Here is a 19,907-nt window from a genome sequence, read left to right as displayed (position 1 = left end):
TCATCGGGGAGGGGGCGGCGCGGTGCGGGCTCCCCGCGGATTGGTTTACTCCCCGAAATGATTCCAGCCCTGCGCCTTGATGGGGTGAATGTTTCCGCCCTTGGTGTGGAGCTTGACGCCATCTTCCTTCGCGACGATCTCGCCGGCGATGTAGAGGTCCGGCAGGAAGCGAATCTTTTCCGTGTCCTTCGGGTCGATGGTGAACAGGAGCTCGTAATCTTCGCCGCCGGAGAGGGCGGTGGTGATGGGATCGAGGTTAAATTCGAGCGCCTGCAGCTGGGCATCGTTGTGGATCGGTACGCCGCTTTCCTCGATGATGGCTCCTACCCCGCTGGCCTTGCAGATGTGAAATATTTCACTGGCCAGTCCGTCGCTAATGTCGATCATGGAGGTGGGTACGATGCCTTCCTTCGCGAAGGTGTCGACCATATCGGTGCGGGCCTCGGGGCGCAGTTGGCGCTGGAGAAGGTAGGGTGCGTACTCACCCATCTGGGGTTGCATATCGGGATTGTCCTTGAAGACCTGCTTCTCCCGCTCCAGGAGTTGCAGCCCCAGGTAAGCGGCACCAAGGTTTCCCGTGATGCAGATCAGATCGCCGACGCGGGCACCGCTGCGGCGGGTGATGCGGCTCTCCGGTGCCCGGCCGATAGCCGTGACGCTGATGATGAGCCCCTTGTTAGAGCTGGTGGTATCGCCGCCGACGAGGTCTACCCCGTAGGTTTTGCAGGCCGCCCGGATGCCGGCGTACAATTCGTCCAGAGCCTCCACCGAAAAGCGATTGCTGAGCGCGATGCTCACGGTAATTTGCTCCGGGCGGGCGTTCATGGCCGCGATGTCGGAAAGGTTAACCACGACGGCCTTGTATCCCAGATGCTTCAGCGGGGTGTAGGTGAAATCGAAGTGAATGCCCTCCACCAGCATGTCGGTACTGATGACGATGCGCTCGTCGCCGCCCGCAATGACGGCCGCGTCGTCGCCGACCCCGAGGATGGTGGTGGATTGTCGATTCTCAAAATCGGCGGTCAGGTGATCGATGAGGCCGAATTCGCCGAGGGTGTTCACGTCCGTACGTTCCATAGATTGCGCTTGAAACAGGAGAACCCGCGGGGGGACGGGAGGTTGCCTAGCCGTTAGCCGTTGGACGGTTTCAAACCGTCCAACGGCTAACGGCGGCTGATTGCTCTCCATGATTTACCTTGCACCCGCGTCCCCGCCCCAAAAACCTATCGTATGGCCAGTGTTGATATCGAAGCGTTGAACCAACAGATCCGCGTAGACAGCGAAGTGGTTGAGCGCATCCGCCAGGAAACCGCGAAGGTGATCGTAGGGCAGGAAAATATGGTCGATCGCCTCCTGCTGGGTCTGCTGAGCCGGGGACACATCCTGCTCGAGGGCCTGCCCGGACTCGCCAAGACGCTGGCGATCAAAACGCTGAGCCAGACCATAAATGCCGACTTCAGCCGCATCCAGTTTACCCCCGACCTGCTGCCGGCCGACATCGTGGGTACGATGATCTACAACCCTACGCTCAATGACTTCAGCGTACGCAAGGGACCGGTCTTCGCTAACTTCGTACTGGCCGACGAGATCAACCGCGCGCCGGCCAAGGTGCAGTCGGCCCTCCTCGAAGCCATGCAGGAACGACAGGTAACCATCGGAACCGAAACCTTCCGGCTCGAAGAACCCTTCCTGGTGCTGGCTACCCAGAACCCCATCGATCAGGAGGGTACCTACACCCTGCCGGAAGCCCAGACCGACCGCTTCATGCTGAAGGTCAACATCGGCTACCCTACCCGGGAAGACGAGCGCGAGATCATCCGCCGCAACCTCGGACAGGGCTTCGCGACCATCAATCCGGTAGCCACGCCGGCCGATATTCTGCGGGCGCGGGAGTCGGTCCGTAAGATCTACATGGACGATAAGATCGAGCGCTACATCATCGACATCGTCTTCGCCACCCGCGAGCCGGAAGCCTACCGACTGGGCGATCTCAAGCCGCTCATCAACTACGGAGGGAGCCCGCGGGCCAGCATCAACCTCGCCCTTGCCGCTAAGGCCCAGGCCTTCATCGAGCGCCGGGGCTACGTGACGCCGGAAGACGTCCGCTCCGTATGCGAAGACGTGCTGCGGCACCGCATCGGACTGACCTACGAGGCGGAGGCGGAGAATATCCGGCAGGAGGATATCATCGAGCGGGTGCTGAATGTGGTGGAGGTGCCCTAAGGGGGATTTACCATTTACGATTTAGCAAGTACAATTTAAAATTTTGCGGGGATGCTCGGTGCGCTCGTGCGGCAGGGTCGAGGCGTTATACGCCGAGCGCTTTTCCTCTTTAGGGGTTAGGATTTACCATTTACGATTTACCAAGTACAATTTAAAATTTGCGGGGATGCTCGCTGCGCTCGTAGTGTGGGGGCGCACGTCGGGATAGGTGCTGGTGTATATTACTCAGGTTAAGTTGCTAAAGGGAGGGGGATTTACCATTTACGATTTAAAATTTAGCGGCTCTGCTCGCTGCGCTCGTAGTGTGAGGGTGCACGTCGGGATAGGTGCTGGTACATAGTACTTCGGTCAAGTTGCTAAAGGGGGTAGGATTTACCGTTTATGATTTACCAAGTACAATTTAAAATTTGCGGGGATGCTCGCTGCGCTCGTAGTGTGGGGGGGGGCGGCAGGATAGAGATTGTACTTAGGCCGAGCGACTCCCGGTGCAGTGTTATATGCCCGGCCACCTACCACCGACAACTGCTTATCTTCCACACATGAAGATGCTAGCCGTAGCGGTGGGAAGTTTGTTTTTTCTCGGGTATTACCACATGCCCTCCGTACCACCCGCGGCCGAGCGGCCGAACATACTCCTATTTTTGGCGGACGACTGGTCCTTCCCCCACGCCGGAGTATACGGCGATCCGGTAGTGCAGACGCCCAATTTCGACCGGCTGGCGGCGGGTGGAATGCTGTTCACCAACGCATACTGCGCCAGCCCGAGCTGTAGTCCTTCCCGGGCCAGTATCCTCACCGGGCGGTACCCCCATCAGAACGGGGTGATGGGCAATTTGTGGTCCGACTTTACGGCGGGGACGACCGTGTACACCTCGGAGTTGGAACGACTGGGCTACCACGTCGGTCACGACCAGAAGGGATGGGGACCGGGTGATTGGAGAAGTAACGGTTGGATGCACAATCCGGCCGGGGAGGAGTACGCTGACATCACGGAATTTCTGCGGGAAAAAAAGACCGGTCAGCCCTTCTGCTACTGGTTCGGAAGTCAGGACCCGCACCGGGAATACCTGACGAACCTCGGTGCCTGGAGCGGAATGAATGCCGATTCGGTACGGGTGCCCCCCTTCTTCCCCGACCTGCCGTGCGTGCGCAACGATCTGCTGGACTACTACGCCGAGGTAGAACGATTCGACCGCCACATCGGGGAGGTGATCGACCTTCTGGAGACGCGGGGGGAGTTGGCCAACACCCTGATTATCGTCACCAGTGACAACGGGATGCCCTTCCCCCGCGCTAAGGCTACCGTGTACGACGCCGGAAGTCGCATGCCCTTCGTGGCGCACTGGCCGGACCGCATTCCCGCGGGCACCGTCCGAAAATCCTACGTCAATCTCGCTTCGCTTGCCGCTACCTTTATGGAGGCGGCGGGGGCGCGGGTGCCGGCATCCTTCGAACTCCCGAGCCTGCTGGAAGCACTGACCGATCCGCAGGTGCCCGGGGCTGAGGAAGTCTTTCTGGAGCGTGAGCGCCACGCTCAGGTGCGATCCGATTCGGGAAGCTACGCCGTGCGGGCCGTGCGCAACGACTCCTTCCTCTACATCCGCAACTTTTTTCCGGAGCGGTGGCCGGCCGGCGATCCGGAAGCGGTACGGAGCGTCGGGGCTTACGGAGACGTCGACAACTCCATCACGAAGATGCTTATCCTGGCCGGGGTAGGTTCCGCGTCCGACACCATCGACCACTTCCGGCTCGCCTTCGGCAAGCGACCGGCGGAGGAACTATACGATCTAAGATCCGACCCCTATCAAGTCCGTAATGTCGCGAATACGGAAGCCTACGCCGAAGTCCGACAGCGGATGGCCGATCGCGTGCAAGAATTCATGGTCCGTACCGATGACCCCCGCGCCGGGGATCCGTGGTCGCTGTTCTGGGATCAGGCTCGCTATACGCCCAACTACGGACTACGAAGCTTTGATCTGGAGGACTACATCGAGCAGTATCGCTACGCTGAACGCGTCCGTCACACCAACTTCCGGTTGTTACCGTGTACGGAGTGAGGTCAACCATTCTTCCCTCCCGCGCCTTCATATGATGATTCCTTCATATAACGTTGCGTCATGATCATCGAACAGATTTACACCGGTTGTCTCGCCCAGGGAGCCTACTACATTTCGAGCAAGGGAGAGGCCGCGGTCATCGATCCATTGCGGAGTCCGGAACCCTATCTGAATAAGGCGAAGAGCGCCGGAGATACCATTAAGTACATTTTTGAAACCCACTTTCACGCGGATTTCGTGAGCGGCCACCTCGACCTGGCCCGGGAAACCGGCGCGCGGATCGTATACGGACCCGGCGCGAAAACCGATTACGAGAAGTACGAAGCGACCGACGGGGAGGAGTTCAAACTCGGCGATCTGATCATTCGGGTACTACATACCCCCGGCCATACGCTGGAGAGCACGACCTACCTCCTGCTCGATGAACGGGGCACCCCACAGGCGATCTTCACCGGAGACACGCTCTTCATTGGCGATGTGGGTCGTCCGGACCTCGCCCAGAAGAAGGGCGCGCTCACGAAAGAAGATCTGGCCGGTTTGCTGTACGACAGCCTGCGCCGTAAAATCATGGTACTGCCCGACGACATCACCGTCTACCCCGCCCACGGCGCCGGGTCGGCCTGCGGTAAGAAGATGAGCCGCGAAACCACCGATACCCTGGGCAACCAGAAAGAAACCAACTACGCCCTACGGGAAGATATGACGCGGGAGGAGTTCGTGCGGGAAGTGACGGCCGGCCTGCTGCCCCCGCCCGCATACTTCAGCGAGAACGTGAAGATGAACAAGGCGGGCTACGACTCCTTCCAGGACGTCATGGACCGCGGTGCGGTAGCTCTCACCCCCGAGCAGTTCGAGGAGGTCGCCAACCGGGAGACGGCTCTGGTGCTGGATGTGCGTCCGAAAGAAGCGTTTGTGAAGGGTTTCATTCCCAATAGCATCTTCATCGGTATCGACGGCAGTTTCGCACCCTGGGTGGGAGAGCTGGTCCCCGACCTCCAGCAGCCCATTCTGCTGGTCACGGAACCCGGCAAGGAAGCCGAAGCGGTCGAACGTCTAAGCCGGGTCGGCTACGACAATGCCCTGGGGTACCTGGACGGCGGCATCGCGGCCTGGAAAGAGTACGGCGGTGAAGTAGATACGATCACCACGATCTCGGCGGCGGAATTCGATCCCGCCAAGCCCGACAACATCCTTGACGTCCGCAAGGCGAGCGAGTACGCGGGTGGCCACCTGGGGCAGGCACGCAACATCCCCCTGTCGGAGCTTTCGGCGGCGACCAGTCAACTCGATCCCCGCCAGGAATACTACCTCCACTGCGGCAGCGGCTACCGGTCTACCATCGCCTCGAGCATGCTTAAATCGCGGGGCTTCGACCGGCTCGTCAACGTTCAGGATAAGGTCGCCGATATTCTGGCTACCGAATCCGTCGACGCCTAGTCTGCATGGCCCGACCGCTTCGCTTCTGGTTTCCTCTACCGCCCGACTACGGTTGGTCCGGCGTGCGGGGGGATGTCCTGGCGGGACTTACCCTCGGCGTGGTACTCATTCCCCAGGCCATGGCCTACGGGCTGCTGGCGGGCGTGCCGGCGGTGTACGGACTGTACGCGGCGCTCGTGCCGCTGCTGGTATACACCCTGCTGGCGAGTACGCCCCACGTATCGGTAGGGCCTACCGCCCTGGCCAGTTTGCTGTGCCTGAGTGGTATCGGCCACCTGGCGGAGCCGGGGAGCCCGGAGTACATCGCCTACGCGGTCGTGCTCGCCGGCCTGACCGGTCTGATCCAACTGGCCTTCGGCGTACTGCGTATGGGCGGAATGGTGAGCCTGCTGAGCCGACCGGTACTGTCGGGTTTCGTCTCGGCGGCCTCGGTGCTTATCGTCACGAGCCAGCTCAAACCGATCCTGGGTCTCGATATGCCCCGTACGGCCTACCTCTACGAAACCCTCGTCGAGTTCGGGCGTCACGTCGGAAGCGTGCACGGCCCCACCGCGGCTTTAGGATTATCCACCCTGGCTATCCTCATCCTTGGCAAACGCTTTCTGCCCCGGGCACCCGTTATGCTGATCTGGATCGTACTGGCCACCGTGCTCGTCTACCTGCTGCGGCTGGACCGGATGGGGATCGACGTCGTAGGCGACATTCCCGAAGGCCTGCCGGCCTTTAATCTGCCGATTCTCGATGCGGAGGCGGGGTGGCAACTCCTGCCCGTCGCACTGGTCCTGGCCCTCATCAGTTTCGTGGAGACGCTCTCGATCGGTAATTCCTTCGCGACCCACCACGGCTATTACCGCATTCAGCCGAACCGGGAACTCATCGCGCTCGGTCTGTCGAAGATCGCCGGCAGCTTCTTCGCGGCCATCCCGACCTCGGCCAGTTTTTCCCGCTCGGCGGTGGTGGAAGAAGGAGGCGGGCGGGGGCCGCTGAGCGGGGCCATCGCCTTCCTGCTACTGGGGGCGGTACTGCTTTTCTTCACGCCCCTGTTCTACTACCTGCCCCTCACCATGCTGGCGGCCGTCATCATCTTTTCGGTAGGGAAGCTCTTCGATCTGGTCGAGATGCGGCGGTTGTGGAAGCTCGCACCGCGGGAGTTCGCGGTACTTTTCGTCACCTTTCTGTTCACCCTCTTCGCCGGTCTGCAGTACGGGATCGCGGGAGGCGTGGCGCTTTCCCTCTTCTTTATGTTCCTGCGCGCAGCCCGCCCCCACCTGGCGGAGCTGGGCCGGATCCCGGGGACCAACGCCTTTCGCAACATCGCCCGCTTCGCCGACGCGGAAGTGGATCCGGACTTACTGATCGTGCGCTTTGACGCCGAACTGTACTTCGGCAACGCGGAGTTTTTCGGCGATCGCATTCTCGCCATGGCCGAGGAAAAGGGCCCCCAGCTGCGGGTGGTGATTCTCGACGCCCACACCATCAATGATCTGGATACCACGGGACTGCATGCTCTGGAGCAGTTGCACGATAAGCTCGGCAGCCGACGGATAGAACTTTACCTCAGTGGCGTGATCGGACCGGTACGTGACATCCTCTACCGGTCAGGTCTCATGGAGCGGATGGGGGTGGGGAGCCACTTCCTATCCATCCAGGATGCTATCCGCCACTTCCGGGAGGAGGGGGGCGGCCGGCACTGGGATCTGCCGGCCGTACAGCACGACTGACGAAGCGGATGCAACTATATCCGGTACAAACCGTTATCTTTGCCAAACAAGGCCGTAAAAAAGTCAACAGAGGGAACCGCGAGGTTCCCTCTTTTTTGTGTCCGCACTCTCCTCTTTTCGGCGGGGACGCGGGTGCGAGGCCTACACTAACAAGCGGTAAGTACCGGCTATGGAAGCTACGATCGTAAATCTACTGGAGCAGTATTTCGCCAACGAGGAGGAGTTTAACGACTGCTTCGTCGTCGACGTCAATCACTCCAACAAGAAACTGGAGGTGTTCGTGGACAGCGACTCGGCCATGACCTTCGCTAAGTGCCAGCGCATCAGCCGTCACCTGGAGAGCTACCTCGATGAGGAGAAACCCCTGGGGGAGGAATACGTCCTCGACGTTAGCAGCCCGGGGGTCGACCGGCCCCTGAAGTTTTACCGCCAGTACCTTAAGAACGTAGGCCGTAACTTAGAAGTTACCACTACCGAAGGAGAGACCTACACCGGTCTGCTGAAGGCGGCCACCCCCACCGAAGTCGTCCTGGAAGCCAAACAGCGGATCAAGGAGGGCAAGCGCAAGAAAACCGTCGTGGAGGACATTACCATCGCCACGGACGCCATTAAAAAATCAATCGTCAAAATATCCTTCTAGCCATGATGAACCTGGTAGACACCTTTAAGGAATTCAGCTCCGGTAAGAGCATCGACAGTCCCACCATGGTGCGGGTACTGGAAGACGTGTTCCGCACCCTGATCAAAAAGAAATTCACCACCGACGAGAACTTCGACATCATCGTCAATGCCAACAAGGGCGACCTCGAGCTCTGGCGCGTGCGGGACATCGTACCCGACGGCGAAGTCACCGACGAACTCTCCCAGATCTCCTTCTCGGAAGCGATCGCGATCGACGAAGACTACGAAGTCGGGGAAGAGTGCTACGAGCAGCTCTTCCTGGAAGACTTCGGTCGCCGCAGCATCATGGCCGCCCGGCAGACGCTCATCAGCCGCATCATGGACCTCGAGAAGGACGAGATCTACCGCAGCTACACCGAGCGGGTAGGCGAGCTGGTCCTCTGCGAGGTACAGCAGATCCTGAAGCGCGAAGTGCTCGTCATCGACGATGCCAACGGTCGCGAACTGGTCATGCCCCGTACGGAAACCATCCGCGGCGACTACTTCCGCAAGGGCGATATGGTCCGCGGCGTAATCAAGGAGGTCGAAATGCGCAACAACAACCCCGTGGTGATCGTGAGCCGCACCGATGAGCGCTTCCTCGCCAAGCTTATGGAGCAGGAAGTTCCCGAGATCGAGGACGGCCTCATCACCATCAAGGGCATCGTCCGCATCCCCGGCGAGCGCGCCAAGGTGAGCGTAGAGAGCTACGACGACCGCATCGACCCGGTCGGCGCCTGCGTCGGCATGAAGGGCTCCCGCATCCACGGCATCGTGCGTGAGCTCAACCAGGAGAACATCGACGTGATCCCCTACACCAACAATACCAACCTTTACATCCAGCGTTCGCTTACCCCGGCCCGCGTTTCCAATATCGAACTCGACATGGAAAGCCGCCGCGCCAAGGTGTACCTGGAGCCCGATCAGGTCAGTCTGGCCATCGGTAAGGGCGGTACCAACATCAAACTCGCCAGCCGGCTGGTCGATTTCGAGATCGACGTGTACCGCAACAACGAAGTAGAAGTAGACGACGTCGACCTGGAAGAGTTCAGCGACGAGATCGAAGGCTGGGTCATCGACGCCCTCAAGGGCATCGGACTCGATACGGCCCGCTCGGTAATCGAAATGAGCCCCGAGGACCTCGTACGTCGCACCGACCTCGAGGAGGAAACCATCATCAACGTACTGCGAACCCTGGCCGCGGAGTTTGACGACGTGCGCTACGTGGAGGAATAGGTCCCACCTTTTCCCCTGCCCGAAGCCCGCTTCTTCTACCGAGGAAGCGGGCTTTTTCGTGTCCGGCAGTGACCTGACGGCCCGGGGATTGACGCCTGGCCGCTAATTTTCATTTTTTTCTGAAAAGAAAAAACGAATGAATCTCACTCCGGCCCCTATAACTATCTGATAAATAACGATTTGGGGGAATATTGGTGACTTCGGGGGTGTGTTTGTGAAACTATTGCACGCATTAGACGGCCGAACATCGCATTATATTTAAGCTTTATCTAATTTTACTTCAACAAACGGCCCCGGCCTTCCTCGCTATGATGACGCAGCTTGATTTCTTTGCACAGTTCGACAAGCAGTCTACCCTCCTTCACTCCTTCGCGTACAACCTTACGAAGAACTCGGAGGACGCCAAGGATCTCTACCAGGAGACGGCCTTCCGGGCTATGACCAATCGCGACAAATTCCGCCAGGGCACCAACCTCAAGGCTTGGCTCTTCACCATCATGAAGAACATCTTCATCAACAATTACCGGAAGAAGGTGAAGGCGAATACCATCATGGACAATACCGATAACCTGTATTACCTCAACTCAGGTTCGCACGCCATCGAGAACGATGCCGACAGCAACATCCTCATCAAGGAACTCACCGTGCTGATCGACGAGCTTGACGACTCGACCCGCATCCCCTTCCTCTTGCACTACCAGGGCTTCAAATACCAGGAAATCGCCGACCACCTCGAGCTCCCCCTCGGTACCGTCAAAAGCCGTATCTTCTTTGCCCGCAAGGACCTGAAATCGCAGATCGCGCGGCAGTACGGGAAACTCCGCGAAAAATAATGTTTGTGTATAGCGTCCGGGGGTTCCCAGCCTCCGAAATCTCATGATACCGGTCCGTCACAACTTTGTGACGGACCTTTGTTTTGTCCTGCGAGGATCAACCGCACCAATTCCCATGTCTCCCCCCAATTGGAAAGCCTTTCGTGAAAACTTACGGGCATGGTACCGGCCCGAACGCCGACCCATGCCGTGGAAGCAGGCCTCCGACCCCTACCGTATCTGGCTGAGCGAGATCATCCTGCAGCAAACGCGGGTCGAACAGGGGTTGCCCTACTTCGAACGCTTCGTACATGCTTATCCGAACGTGGAAGCCCTGGCGGCCGCTCCCGACGACGAAGTGATGAAACAGTGGGAGGGCCTCGGCTATTACTCCCGGGCCCGCAACCTGCTCCGCGCCGCCCGTTTGGTGGCCGGCTCCATGGACGGCCATTTTCCGGATACCTACGCCGGGCTCCTGCAGTTGCCGGGGGTGGGACCCTACACCGCCGCCGCCATCGCCTCCTTCGCCTTCGGGCGGCAGGTCGCCGTACTGGACGGCAACGTGTACCGCGTACTGGCCCGCTATGCCGGGGATGCCACGCCGACCGATGAGAGCCGTAGCAGGAAGTACTTTCAACAGCTCGCCGACCGTGCCATGGCGGACACCCCCGCCGCGATCTTCAACCAGGCGATTATGGACTTCGGCGCGCTGGTGTGTACCCCCAAGCGGGCCGATTGCGCTCACTGTCCTCTAGCCGCCGACTGCCGGGCCCTCAAGGAGGGAAGGGTGTACCAACTCCCCGTAAAGGGCAAGAAGGCTCCGCGTCGCGCTCGCTTTTTCCACTACCTCGTGGTGTCGGATGCCCGGGACCGCTACCTGCTGCACCGCCGGGAGGAAAGCGACGTGTGGCGGGAGTTGTACCAGTTTCCGCTGCTGGAAACTGAAACCGCGGACCTGAGTGCCGAGCAGTTGTACCGGCGGGTAGAGTGGCCCACGTGGTTGCGGCCGGAGGAGTTGGCGGCGGGGCGCAGGAGCAGGGTATTCCAACAACAGCTTAGTCACCAGACCATCAGCGCGGTGTTCCACGAGTTCACGCAAGCCCCGGCGGCCGGGGCTCCACCCCTTCCCTACGCGTGGGTGGCCCGAACGGCATTTGACGCATACGCCTTTCCGCGGCTCATTACCCGCTTTCTGGAGGATAACCGCCCAACCCTGGGATTCTGACCGCCCGGTTAACCAACAAAAAGTTTAAATTGGGGGGCTTCCGGCGCGGACTTGCCGCGAATAAGGACGTAGCTTTACGGCAAACTCAGCTGATCATGATCAATCGCATCACTCTCGCCGGCTACCTCGGCGCGGACCCCGAAATACGCACCCTCGGCAACGGCACCATGGTGGCGAAACTCCGTATGGCTACGACGGAGAGCTACCGTGACCGCGCGGGCGAATGGCAGGAAGAGACGCAGTGGCACGACGTCGTCCTGTGGCGTCACCTGGCCGAGAAGGCTCAGAAGTACACCCGTAAGGGATCCCTGATCTATCTGGAAGGAAAGCTGACCCACCGCAAGTGGGAAGACAAGGAGGGCAACCCCCGCAAAACCACCGAAGTCGTCGGAGCCATGCTGCGCGTACTGGACGGCAAGCGCGACGAAAATACCGAACCGGCCTCCCCCCAGACTTCCGCTGCCCCGACTTCCGCTCCCGCCATGGAAGCGGAGGAGGACCTGCCGTTCTAGCCCGCTCCGGCGCGGGGCCAATAGTGATGGACGCGTCATATCTTTGTCCTCGTCACCAAACCCTACCGTTGGACCTCACCGACCCACTTTTATCTATCTGGCCCGGCATGCTGCTGATGAGCACCGGCGTGGAACTTCTGCTGGGATTCTCGACCATACTGGGCCTACTCGTTTTATCAGGACTGGTGTCCGGTTCGGAGGTGGCCTTCTTCTCCCTTACTCCCAACGATTACGAGGAGATGGAGCAGGCAAACAACCCGGTGCGTGGCCTGCTGAACGAACTGCGGGAAAAGCCCCGGATGCTCCTGGCCACCATCCTGATCGCCAACAACTTCATCAACATCGCCATCGTGCTGGTGTCGGAGATCATGCTCCGCAAACTGTTTCCGCTCTCCCTCTTTGCCGAGTGGACGCGCGCGATCCAGGAGAACATCGCCGTCATGCAGCAATTTTCCGCCGAGGACCTAACCGGTGGCATAGCCTTCCTGATCACGGTGATCGGCGTCACCTTCCTGCTCGTGCTGTTCGGTGAGGTGGCCCCGAAGGTGTACGCGAGCTACAATAAGGTGCAGCTGGCCACCCAGATGGCCCGCCCCATCAATATCATGATGCGTGCATTCCACCCCCTGGCATCGAGCCTGGTGCAGGGTGCGTCCTTCATCGAGCGCCGCCTCGAAAATCATACCCTCGATGCCGCGGCGGCCAGCCAGGAAGACATCGACGAAGCCATCGACCTCACCGTGAGTACCGACGACAACGGAGAGGAAACCCAGCGGCAGGACGTCGATATCCTAAAACGGATCGTCAAGTTCAATAACGTTACGGTACGACAGATCATGCGCTCCCGGGGAGACGTGGTCGCCGTCGACGGCAAGATCAACTACCACGAACTGGTGGCCGTCATCCGCGAATCGAGTTATAGCCGGATACCGGTCTTCGAGGAGGATTTCGATAAGGTCAAGGGACTGCTGTACGTGAAGGACCTACTCGGCTACCGCCACGAACCGGCCGAATTCAACTGGACCGCCCTGGTACGGGAAGACATCCTCTTCGTACCCGAGAATAAGAAGATCAGCGACCTGCTCAAGGAATTCCAGACGGAGAAGACCCACATGGCCATCGTCGTCGATGAGTACGGCGGCACGGAGGGCATCGTAACTCTGGAAGATGTCCTGGAGGAGGTGATCGGCGATATTCAGGACGAGTTTGACGAAGACGACGAGATCATCTACCAGCGCATCGACGATCTCAATTTCGTGTTCGATGGAAAGACCCTGCTCAACGACGTATACCGGGTACTTAAACTTACGACCTCTACCTTCGACCCGGTCAAGGGGGAGGCCGAATCCCTGGCCGGACTACTGCTGGAAATTTTAGGGCGTCTGCCCGAAGTGGGCGAAGAAATCGTTTACGAAGGTTACCGTTTTCAGGCCATGACGGTCAATAAACGGCGCATCGAGGAGGTGCTCATCACGCTCCCCGAACCCCCCGCCGCTGATTCCGATTCCCCCGGCTCCCGCGCCTAGCCGCCCCGGTATCCAGGCACAAATCAAGCGCAAACGCGAAGCGACCATGTACGGTAAAGAAGAACAGCGGCAGCTATATGCACGCTCCAAGGAGTACCTCGCCGGCGAAATGACCCTCCCCCCCGCCGAACAATTGCCCGAACTGCGTTCACTGCTGCGCTACCACGAGTGGCGCTACTACGTCACCGACGATCCGGTGCTGAGCGATTTCGAGTACGACCAGCTGTACAAACAACTGGAAACCCTGGAGGAAGCCCACCCGGAACTGATCACGGCCGACAGCCCCACGCAACGGGTGGGCAGCGACCTGACCGGCGACTTCGTCAGCGTACCCCACCTGGTACCCATGCTGAGCCTCGGCAACAGCTACGATGCCGCCGACCTCGCGGAGTTCGACCGGCAGGTGAAACGGATGCTGAACATGGAAGAAGCGGCGGAGATCAGCTATGCCGTGGAACCGAAATTCGATGGGGGAACCATCGCCCTGGTCTACGAAAATGACCGCCTCGTGCGGGCCGCCACCCGGGGCAACGGCGTACTGGGGGAAGAGATCACCCACAACGCCCGGGTGATCAAGTCGATCCCCCTTACCGCCGCCTTCAGTCGCTTCGGGCTGTACCGCGTCGAGCTGCGCGGGGAAGTCGTCATCCGCAAGGACCGCTTCGAACGCATGAATGAAGCCCGGGCCGCCAGCGAACTGCCCCTCTTCGCCAACCCCCGAAATACCGCCACCGGAGGACTGCGCATGAAGTCCCCGACGGAAGTCGCCGACCGCAACCTGGAAGCATTCATTTACAGCTTCGGTTTCGGCACGAACGAGGCCGGAAACGACGCCGTCCAGGCACTGGGAACGCACTCCCACGCCCTGGATATCCTCACCGAACTGGGGTTCAAGGTTCCCGTCACGGGTTACGAGCGTACGCAGGCCCCCGACATCGCCGCCGCCGCCGCCTTCTGTAAGCGGTGGGAGGGACAGCGGGAGGATTATCCCTACGAGATCGACGGTATGGTCGTGAAGGTCGACGACCTGGCGCTGCAAGAGCGGGCCGGATACACCAGCCACCACCCCCGCTGGGCCATCGCCTACAAATTTGCCGCCCGCCAGGCCACGACCACCCTGCTCGACGTGGAGTACCAGGTGGGGAAGATCGGTACCATCACGCCCGTAGCGAAGACCGAGCCCGTCGGCCTGGCCGGAGTCATGATCAGCAGCGTGAGCCTGCACAACGAGGATTTTATCCGCGAAAAGGACCTGCGCCTGGGCGATAAGGTGCTGCTGGAGCGGGCCGGCGACGTCATTCCCTACATCGTCAAGCCCCTCGCGGAACTGCGGGACGGCAGCGAACGACCCATTGAGTGGCCGGTCAATTGTCCCGTCAATCAGACAGAAGTGGAGGTTCCCCTCATGCGCGCTCCCGGGGAGGCGGCCTGGCGGTGCCCGGTCTGCGTCTGCGGCGCCCAGAACCTGCAGCGCATCATCTTCCACGTGTCCAAGGTGGCGATGGACATCGATGGCATGGGCCGGCGATACGTCGAACAGTTCTACGAGCTGGGGTGGTTGCACACCATCGTGGACGTGTACCGCCTGCCCTACGACGAGATCGCCCGGCTGGAGGGCTTCGGGCAGCGCTCGAGCGATAACCTGCGGCGCAGCGTCGAAACGGCCAAGGGCAACCCGCTGTGGAGGTTACTGCACGGCCTGAGCATTCACCACCTGGGCAAGAAGGCCAGTCAGTTGCTGGCGCAGCACGTGGAGCACGCCCTCGATCTGAGCACCTGGTCGGAGGAGCAGTTCCTGCACATCAAGGACATCGGCCCCACCGTAGCCACCAATGTGCGGGAGTACTTCGCCAACCCCATTCACGTGGAGCAGATCCGGGAACTGGAGGCGCTGGGGGTCAACGTCCGCCCCACCGACGAGGACCGCCCCGCCGCGGAGGTAACCGAAGGTCCCTTCGTGGGCAAGACCATGCTCTTTACCGGCAGCCTTCAGCAACTCAGCCGCAAGGAGGCCCAGGAAAGGGCGAAGGCGGCGGGCGCGCGCATCGTTTCCGCCGTGAGTGGAAAGCTCGACTTGCTGGTGGTGGGCGAAAAGCCGGGTTCCAAACTTAAAAAAGCGCAGTCCCTCGGTACCGTACGGGTGCTGACGGAGGAAGAGTTCCTCGAGCTGCTCTAGTTGGTCCCGGTACGGCTTTCAACCCGCGTCCCACCGCTCCCGCGTCCCCGCCCAACTTCCCCGTTCGGTCCTGGGTTATAAAAAGAAAACCATGGCCCAGCATACCTCCTTCCAGGATCTCGTCAATGGCGATAAACCCGTCCTCATCGATTTTCACGCCACCTGGTGTGGCCCCTGTCACGCCTATTCTCCTATTCTCAAGCAACTGAAGGAAGAACTCGGCGACAGCATGCGGCTGGTAAAGATCGACGTCGACCGAAACCCGGAGATCACCGAAAAACTCGGCGTGCAGGCCATGCCTACCACCATGATCTTCCATAAGGGAGAGCTGAAGTTCCGGGCGGCCGGCGTGCAGAGCCCCCAGACGCTTAGGGACGAGTTGGCCAAGCTCAGCTAGGCTCCGAAGCACTTCATCGGGGATTGCATAAATTGCGCCCTCCCCATGAACGCATCCCTCAGCCCCCTCACCATCCTCGGCATCGTTGCCGCCTACTTCGCGGTACTCGTCCTGGTTTCCTTCCTCACCAGTAAGCGGGAGAGCGAAAACGCCGATTTCTTTCTGGCGGGCCGCAAATCGCCCTGGCCCCTGGTGGCGATCGGTATGGTGGGCTCCACCCTCTCGGGCGTCACCTTCATCAGCGTTCCCGGGGCGGTGGGTGCCGGGGGCGTCAATCAGGCGTTCAGTTACATGCAGGTGGTCATGGGTTACCTGCTGGGCTACCTCGTCATCGCCCTGGTGCTGCTGCCGCTGTACTACCGCATGGGGCTCACCAGCATTTACGAGTACCTGCGCACCCGAATCGGCCGCCACGGCTACAAGATCGGCGCCTTCTACTTCCTGCTTTCCCGCACGATCGGGTCGTCGTTCCGCCTGTTTCTCGTAGCCGTCGTGCTGCAAAACTTCGTGGCCGCCCCCATCGGGATCCCCTTTTTCGTCACTGTAGCCACCACCATCTTGCTGATCTGGTTGTACACCTTTCGGGGGGGTATCAAGACGATCATCGTCACGGACACCCTGCAGACCGTCTGCATGCTGACCGCCGCCGGCATTACCGTCTACTACATCGCCAACGCCCTGCAGACTGACCTCTCCGGCGTTGCCAACCTGATCGCCCAGAGCGACTATAGCCAGTGGTTCTTCTTCGACGGGGGGTGGAGTGACCCCAACAACTTCTTCAAGCAGTTCTTCAGCGGGGCGCTCATCACCATCGTCATGACGGGCCTCGACCAGGACATGATGCAGAAGAACCTGAGCATGCCCAATTTTCGCGACGCTCAGAAGAACATGCTGGTATTCAGTATCGTGCTGATCTTCGCTAATCTCCTCTTTCTGGCGCTCGGGGCACTGCTTTACATCTACGCTTCCACCGTGGGTCTGGCGATCCCGGCGAGTTCCGATCTGCTGTACCCTACCATCGCGCTGGTCAATCTGCCGCCGGTGGCGGGCGTGCTCTTCGTGCTGGGCATCGTGGCGGCGGCTTACTCGAGTGCCGACAGCGCCCTGACCGCGCTGACCACGTCGTTTTGCGTCGATTTTCTGGGCATGAGCGACCGGGCGGAGGGTACGGGCGACGGCGCGCGGGAGCAACGCAGTTCGGATAAGAAACGGCGTTTATTGGTCCACTCCGGCTTCTCCGTCCTCCTGTTTCTCGTGATCATGGCCTTTCAGCTCATCAACGACGAGGCGGTCATCAATAGCCTCTTCAAGGCGGCGGGCTACACCTACGGTCCCCTGCTGGGCCTCTTCGCCTTCGGGCTGCTGACGGACTTCCGGGTCCGGGAGACCCTGCCGCTGGGCAAGGTGGAGGTACCCGCCCTGACGTTGATCTGCCTGGCCTCACCGGTGGTATCCATCCTGGTCGATACCTACTCGGCGGAGTTGCTGGGCGGTTTTCAGTTCGGCTTTCTCATACTGGCCTTTAACGGCCTGCTCACTTTCCTGGGCCTCATCGCGCTGAGCGAATTCGGCGAGCCCGAGCGGGTGTAGGGGTTAGCGACCGGCAATCCTCCCGCAAACAGAGTTGTGCGCCGGAAGGGACCTACTTACCTTGTGACCCAAAATCAGCTTACCCCACTAACCATGAGTCAACTTCGCGCCGCCATTACGGGTGTACAGGGTTACGTACCGGACTACGTACTCACCAACGACGAACTGGCCACCATCGTCGATACCAGTGATGAGTGGATAACCAGCCGTACCGGGATCCGCGAGCGGCGCATCCTTAAGGGCGACAATATGGGCACCTCGTTCATGGTGGCCGCGGCCCTGCGCGGGTTGATGAAAAAAACGAACACGGACCCCGACGACGTGGAGCTGGTCATCTGCGCCACGGTAACGGGTGACAGCATCTTCCCCGATACCGCCAACGTCGCCTGCTACAAGGCGGGGATCAACAATGCCTTCGGGTTCGACGTGAGCGCGGCCTGCAGCGGCTTCCTTTATGCCCTCACCGTGGGGGCCAAGTTTATCGAAGCCGGCCAGCATAAGAAGGTCGTGGTCGTGGGGGCCGACAAGATGTCGTCCATCATCGACTATACGGACCGCACTACCTGTGTCATCTTCGGGGACGGCTGCGGAGCCGTAATGCTGGAGCCGACCACCGACGGCACCGGATTTATGGATTACCGTCACTACGGCGACGGCAGCGGCGAGGAATATCTCTACCTCGTAGCCGGCGGATCGCGCAAACCGGCCACCGTGGATACCGTCATGGCCCGCGAGCACTTCGTGCGGCAGAACGGCCGGCCGGTCTTCAAGGCCGCCGTCAAGGGAATGTCGGACGTGGTGAAGGAAGTCATGGAGCGCAACGGACTCACCACGGACACCGTGAACTGGCTGGTTCCCCACCAGGCTAATATTCGCATCATCCAGACGGTCAGTAAGATGGTCGACTTCCCCCTGGATAAGGTGATGGTCAACATTGAGCGCTACGGCAACACCACGGCCGGCACCCTGCCGCTCTGCCTGTGGGATTACGAGCCGCAGCTGCGCAAGGGCGACAACCTGATCCTCACCGCTTTCGGTGGTGGCTTCACCTGGGGTGCCCTGTATCTCAAGTGGTCGTACGACCCCGCTCCCGCGTCCCCGCCCGAAGTTTAAACATGGCGGTAGGAAATAGCCTTTAGGTACTACCGGGCGCACATTGAATGCCGCACGGTGTTTGCACTAAAAGTCGCACCACGGGGCACTTTATGAATAGGGAAGAACTCAAACAAAGCGGGCTGTTGGATCAGTATGTGCTCGGCCTCCTCGGGCCGGAGCAGATGGCTGAGGTCGAGCAGTTGATGCGCGAGGACCCCTTCCTGGAGCAGGAAGTCGAGCGGCTCCGCAACGACCTGCACGCCTACGCCGACTCCCGGAACATAGGCCCGCCCCCGCCCGGTCGCGCGGCCCGCACGGCGGAAGATTTTCAGGACCTCGATCACGAGATGATCACCGCGATGATGGAGCACAACCATACGCTCAACATCTGGCGCTACGTGCTCAGCGCGATCATCCTGCTGCTTATCTGCCTGAGCGGGTATCTTTTTCGCCTCAAGGAAAACGTGCGGGGAGAACTCATTACGGAACGCGCCCTACACGCTCAGGACGATGCCAGTCACCGCCTGGATATGGAGCGCAGCCGGGCAGCCATCGAAGCCGCGGCCGCCAACTGGAACAATCTGCAGTCGATTGACCAGCCCGTCGATACCGGCACCCTGCACGTACATCTTCTGGACAACGTAGGGATAGCCCTGGTGGACCTTTCCGACATTTCCCCACCCCCCACCGGTCATGCCTACTACATATTCGGGGGTATCGACGCCGAGGAGCAGGCACCAGAGGTGGTGACCGCACGGCAACTCGGCGGACTCTACGCGGTGAAGCTTGCCGAGGACCACAATCAGTTGCGCATTTATCAATGGCCGCAGGGGAGGGAAGAACCGCCCGGCCGGGATGACCGGCCCGTAGTAAGTATGCCCCTGCCGCGCGATTGATGCCCGACTTACCGCACTGGCTAGCAGCTTACTAGCGCCCCAAAGTGGCGCTGCCGAAAAAAAATAAAAAGGCGGGGAAGAGCGTTTGGATAGCTACCCGTAATTCTGTTTATTGCAGGCGAGCCCGCGGACGAACACGCAGTTTGGATGTATCAGCTAGGTATTTGCCGTTTCGTCGGGCCAATCGATTGTACCACAGTTTCCATTTTATAACCTTCCAATCATGACTATTCTTTTCGTTTTGATGGCCGCCTGCGCGCTGGGCGGTGGCCTGAGTCTTACGTCCGCCCTCCTTGACGGCACCCGCAATTTCTAGGGAGGCGGCGCTACGACCGGTTTTACAC

General features: G+C 60.1%; 16 protein-coding genes. 15 read left to right on the top strand and 1 reads right to left on the bottom strand.

Going from position 1 to position 19,907, the window contains the following annotated elements; genetic code table 11:
* Positions 1–45: 45 nt before the first annotated feature.
* Positions 46–1,077 carry a thiamine-phosphate kinase gene (gene thiL / locus NMA52_RS13790; RefSeq protein ID WP_254828276.1) on the bottom strand — a complete coding sequence of 344 codons (1,032 nt, stop codon included), beginning with the start codon at positions 1,075–1,077 and terminating at the stop codon, positions 46–48.
* Between the two features lie 153 nt (positions 1,078–1,230).
* Here thiL and NMA52_RS13785 point away from each other — a divergent pair, with 153 nt between their 5' ends.
* The 15 genes from NMA52_RS13785 to NMA52_RS13715 all read left to right on the top strand — a co-directional run bounded on the left by NMA52_RS13785 (position 1,231) and on the right by NMA52_RS13715 (position 19,563).
* Positions 1,231–2,223 (top strand): MoxR family ATPase, encoded by a 993-nt coding sequence (locus NMA52_RS13785; protein ID WP_254828275.1) that lies wholly within the window; start codon positions 1,231–1,233, stop codon positions 2,221–2,223.
* A gap of 539 nt (positions 2,224–2,762) precedes the next feature.
* Positions 2,763–4,280 (top strand): sulfatase, encoded by a 1,518-nt coding sequence (locus NMA52_RS13780; protein WP_254828274.1) that lies wholly within the window; start codon positions 2,763–2,765, stop codon positions 4,278–4,280.
* Positions 4,281–4,340: 60 nt separating this feature from the next.
* Positions 4,341–5,717 carry a rhodanese-like domain-containing protein gene (locus NMA52_RS13775; protein ID WP_254828273.1) on the top strand — a complete coding sequence of 459 codons (1,377 nt, stop codon included), beginning with the start codon at positions 4,341–4,343 and terminating at the stop codon, positions 5,715–5,717.
* Between the two features lie 5 nt (positions 5,718–5,722).
* Complete coding sequence (locus NMA52_RS13770; RefSeq protein ID WP_254828272.1) at positions 5,723–7,438, top strand: SulP family inorganic anion transporter; 1,716 nt, start codon at positions 5,723–5,725, stop codon at positions 7,436–7,438.
* A gap of 169 nt (positions 7,439–7,607) precedes the next feature.
* A complete protein-coding gene (locus NMA52_RS13765; RefSeq protein WP_254828271.1) occupies positions 7,608–8,078 on the top strand; it encodes a ribosome maturation factor in 471 nt (156 codons plus the stop codon).
* Between the two features lie 5 nt (positions 8,079–8,083).
* Complete coding sequence (gene nusA / locus NMA52_RS13760) at positions 8,084–9,334, top strand: transcription termination factor NusA (protein ID WP_254828364.1); 1,251 nt, start codon at positions 8,084–8,086, stop codon at positions 9,332–9,334.
* A gap of 311 nt (positions 9,335–9,645) precedes the next feature.
* On the top strand, positions 9,646–10,167 hold the full coding sequence (locus NMA52_RS13755; RefSeq protein ID WP_254828270.1) for an RNA polymerase sigma factor: 522 nt from the start codon (positions 9,646–9,648) through the stop codon (positions 10,165–10,167).
* A 115-nt stretch (positions 10,168–10,282) separates the two neighbouring features.
* Positions 10,283–11,371 carry an A/G-specific adenine glycosylase gene (gene mutY, locus NMA52_RS13750; RefSeq protein WP_256534295.1) on the top strand — a complete coding sequence of 363 codons (1,089 nt, stop codon included), beginning with the start codon at positions 10,283–10,285 and terminating at the stop codon, positions 11,369–11,371.
* A 95-nt stretch (positions 11,372–11,466) separates the two neighbouring features.
* Entirely contained in the window at positions 11,467–11,883 is a 417-nt protein-coding gene (locus tag NMA52_RS13745) for a single-stranded DNA-binding protein (protein ID WP_254828268.1), read from the top strand.
* A 107-nt stretch (positions 11,884–11,990) separates the two neighbouring features.
* Positions 11,991–13,409: a gliding motility-associated protein GldE gene (gldE, locus tag NMA52_RS13740; protein WP_254828267.1), complete on the top strand. Its 1,419-nt coding sequence runs from the start codon at positions 11,991–11,993 to the stop codon at positions 13,407–13,409.
* A 46-nt stretch (positions 13,410–13,455) separates the two neighbouring features.
* The gene (gene ligA / locus NMA52_RS13735) at positions 13,456–15,585 is read left to right on the top strand and encodes an NAD-dependent DNA ligase LigA (RefSeq protein WP_254828266.1); all 2,130 of its coding nucleotides are present in this window, start codon (positions 13,456–13,458) and stop codon (positions 15,583–15,585) included.
* A 91-nt stretch (positions 15,586–15,676) separates the two neighbouring features.
* Positions 15,677–15,982, top strand: coding sequence for a thioredoxin (trxA, locus tag NMA52_RS13730; protein WP_254828265.1), 306 nt, complete (start codon positions 15,677–15,679; stop codon positions 15,980–15,982).
* A 45-nt stretch (positions 15,983–16,027) separates the two neighbouring features.
* On the top strand, positions 16,028–17,572 hold the full coding sequence (locus tag NMA52_RS13725) for a sodium:solute symporter (RefSeq protein ID WP_254828264.1): 1,545 nt from the start codon (positions 16,028–16,030) through the stop codon (positions 17,570–17,572).
* A gap of 93 nt (positions 17,573–17,665) precedes the next feature.
* Entirely contained in the window at positions 17,666–18,685 is a 1,020-nt protein-coding gene (locus NMA52_RS13720) for a beta-ketoacyl-ACP synthase III (protein ID WP_254828263.1), read from the top strand.
* Positions 18,686–18,777: 92 nt separating this feature from the next.
* The gene (locus NMA52_RS13715; RefSeq protein ID WP_254828262.1) at positions 18,778–19,563 is read left to right on the top strand and encodes a hypothetical protein; all 786 of its coding nucleotides are present in this window, start codon (positions 18,778–18,780) and stop codon (positions 19,561–19,563) included.
* Positions 19,564–19,907: the final 344 nt, after the last annotated feature.

The organism is Lewinella sp. JB7 (genome assembly GCF_024297185.1).
GTDB lineage: Bacteria > Bacteroidota > Bacteroidia > Chitinophagales > Saprospiraceae > Neolewinella.
The sequence above is the reverse complement of the archived record's forward strand: the minus strand, read 5'-3'. Positions and strand labels throughout refer to the sequence as shown.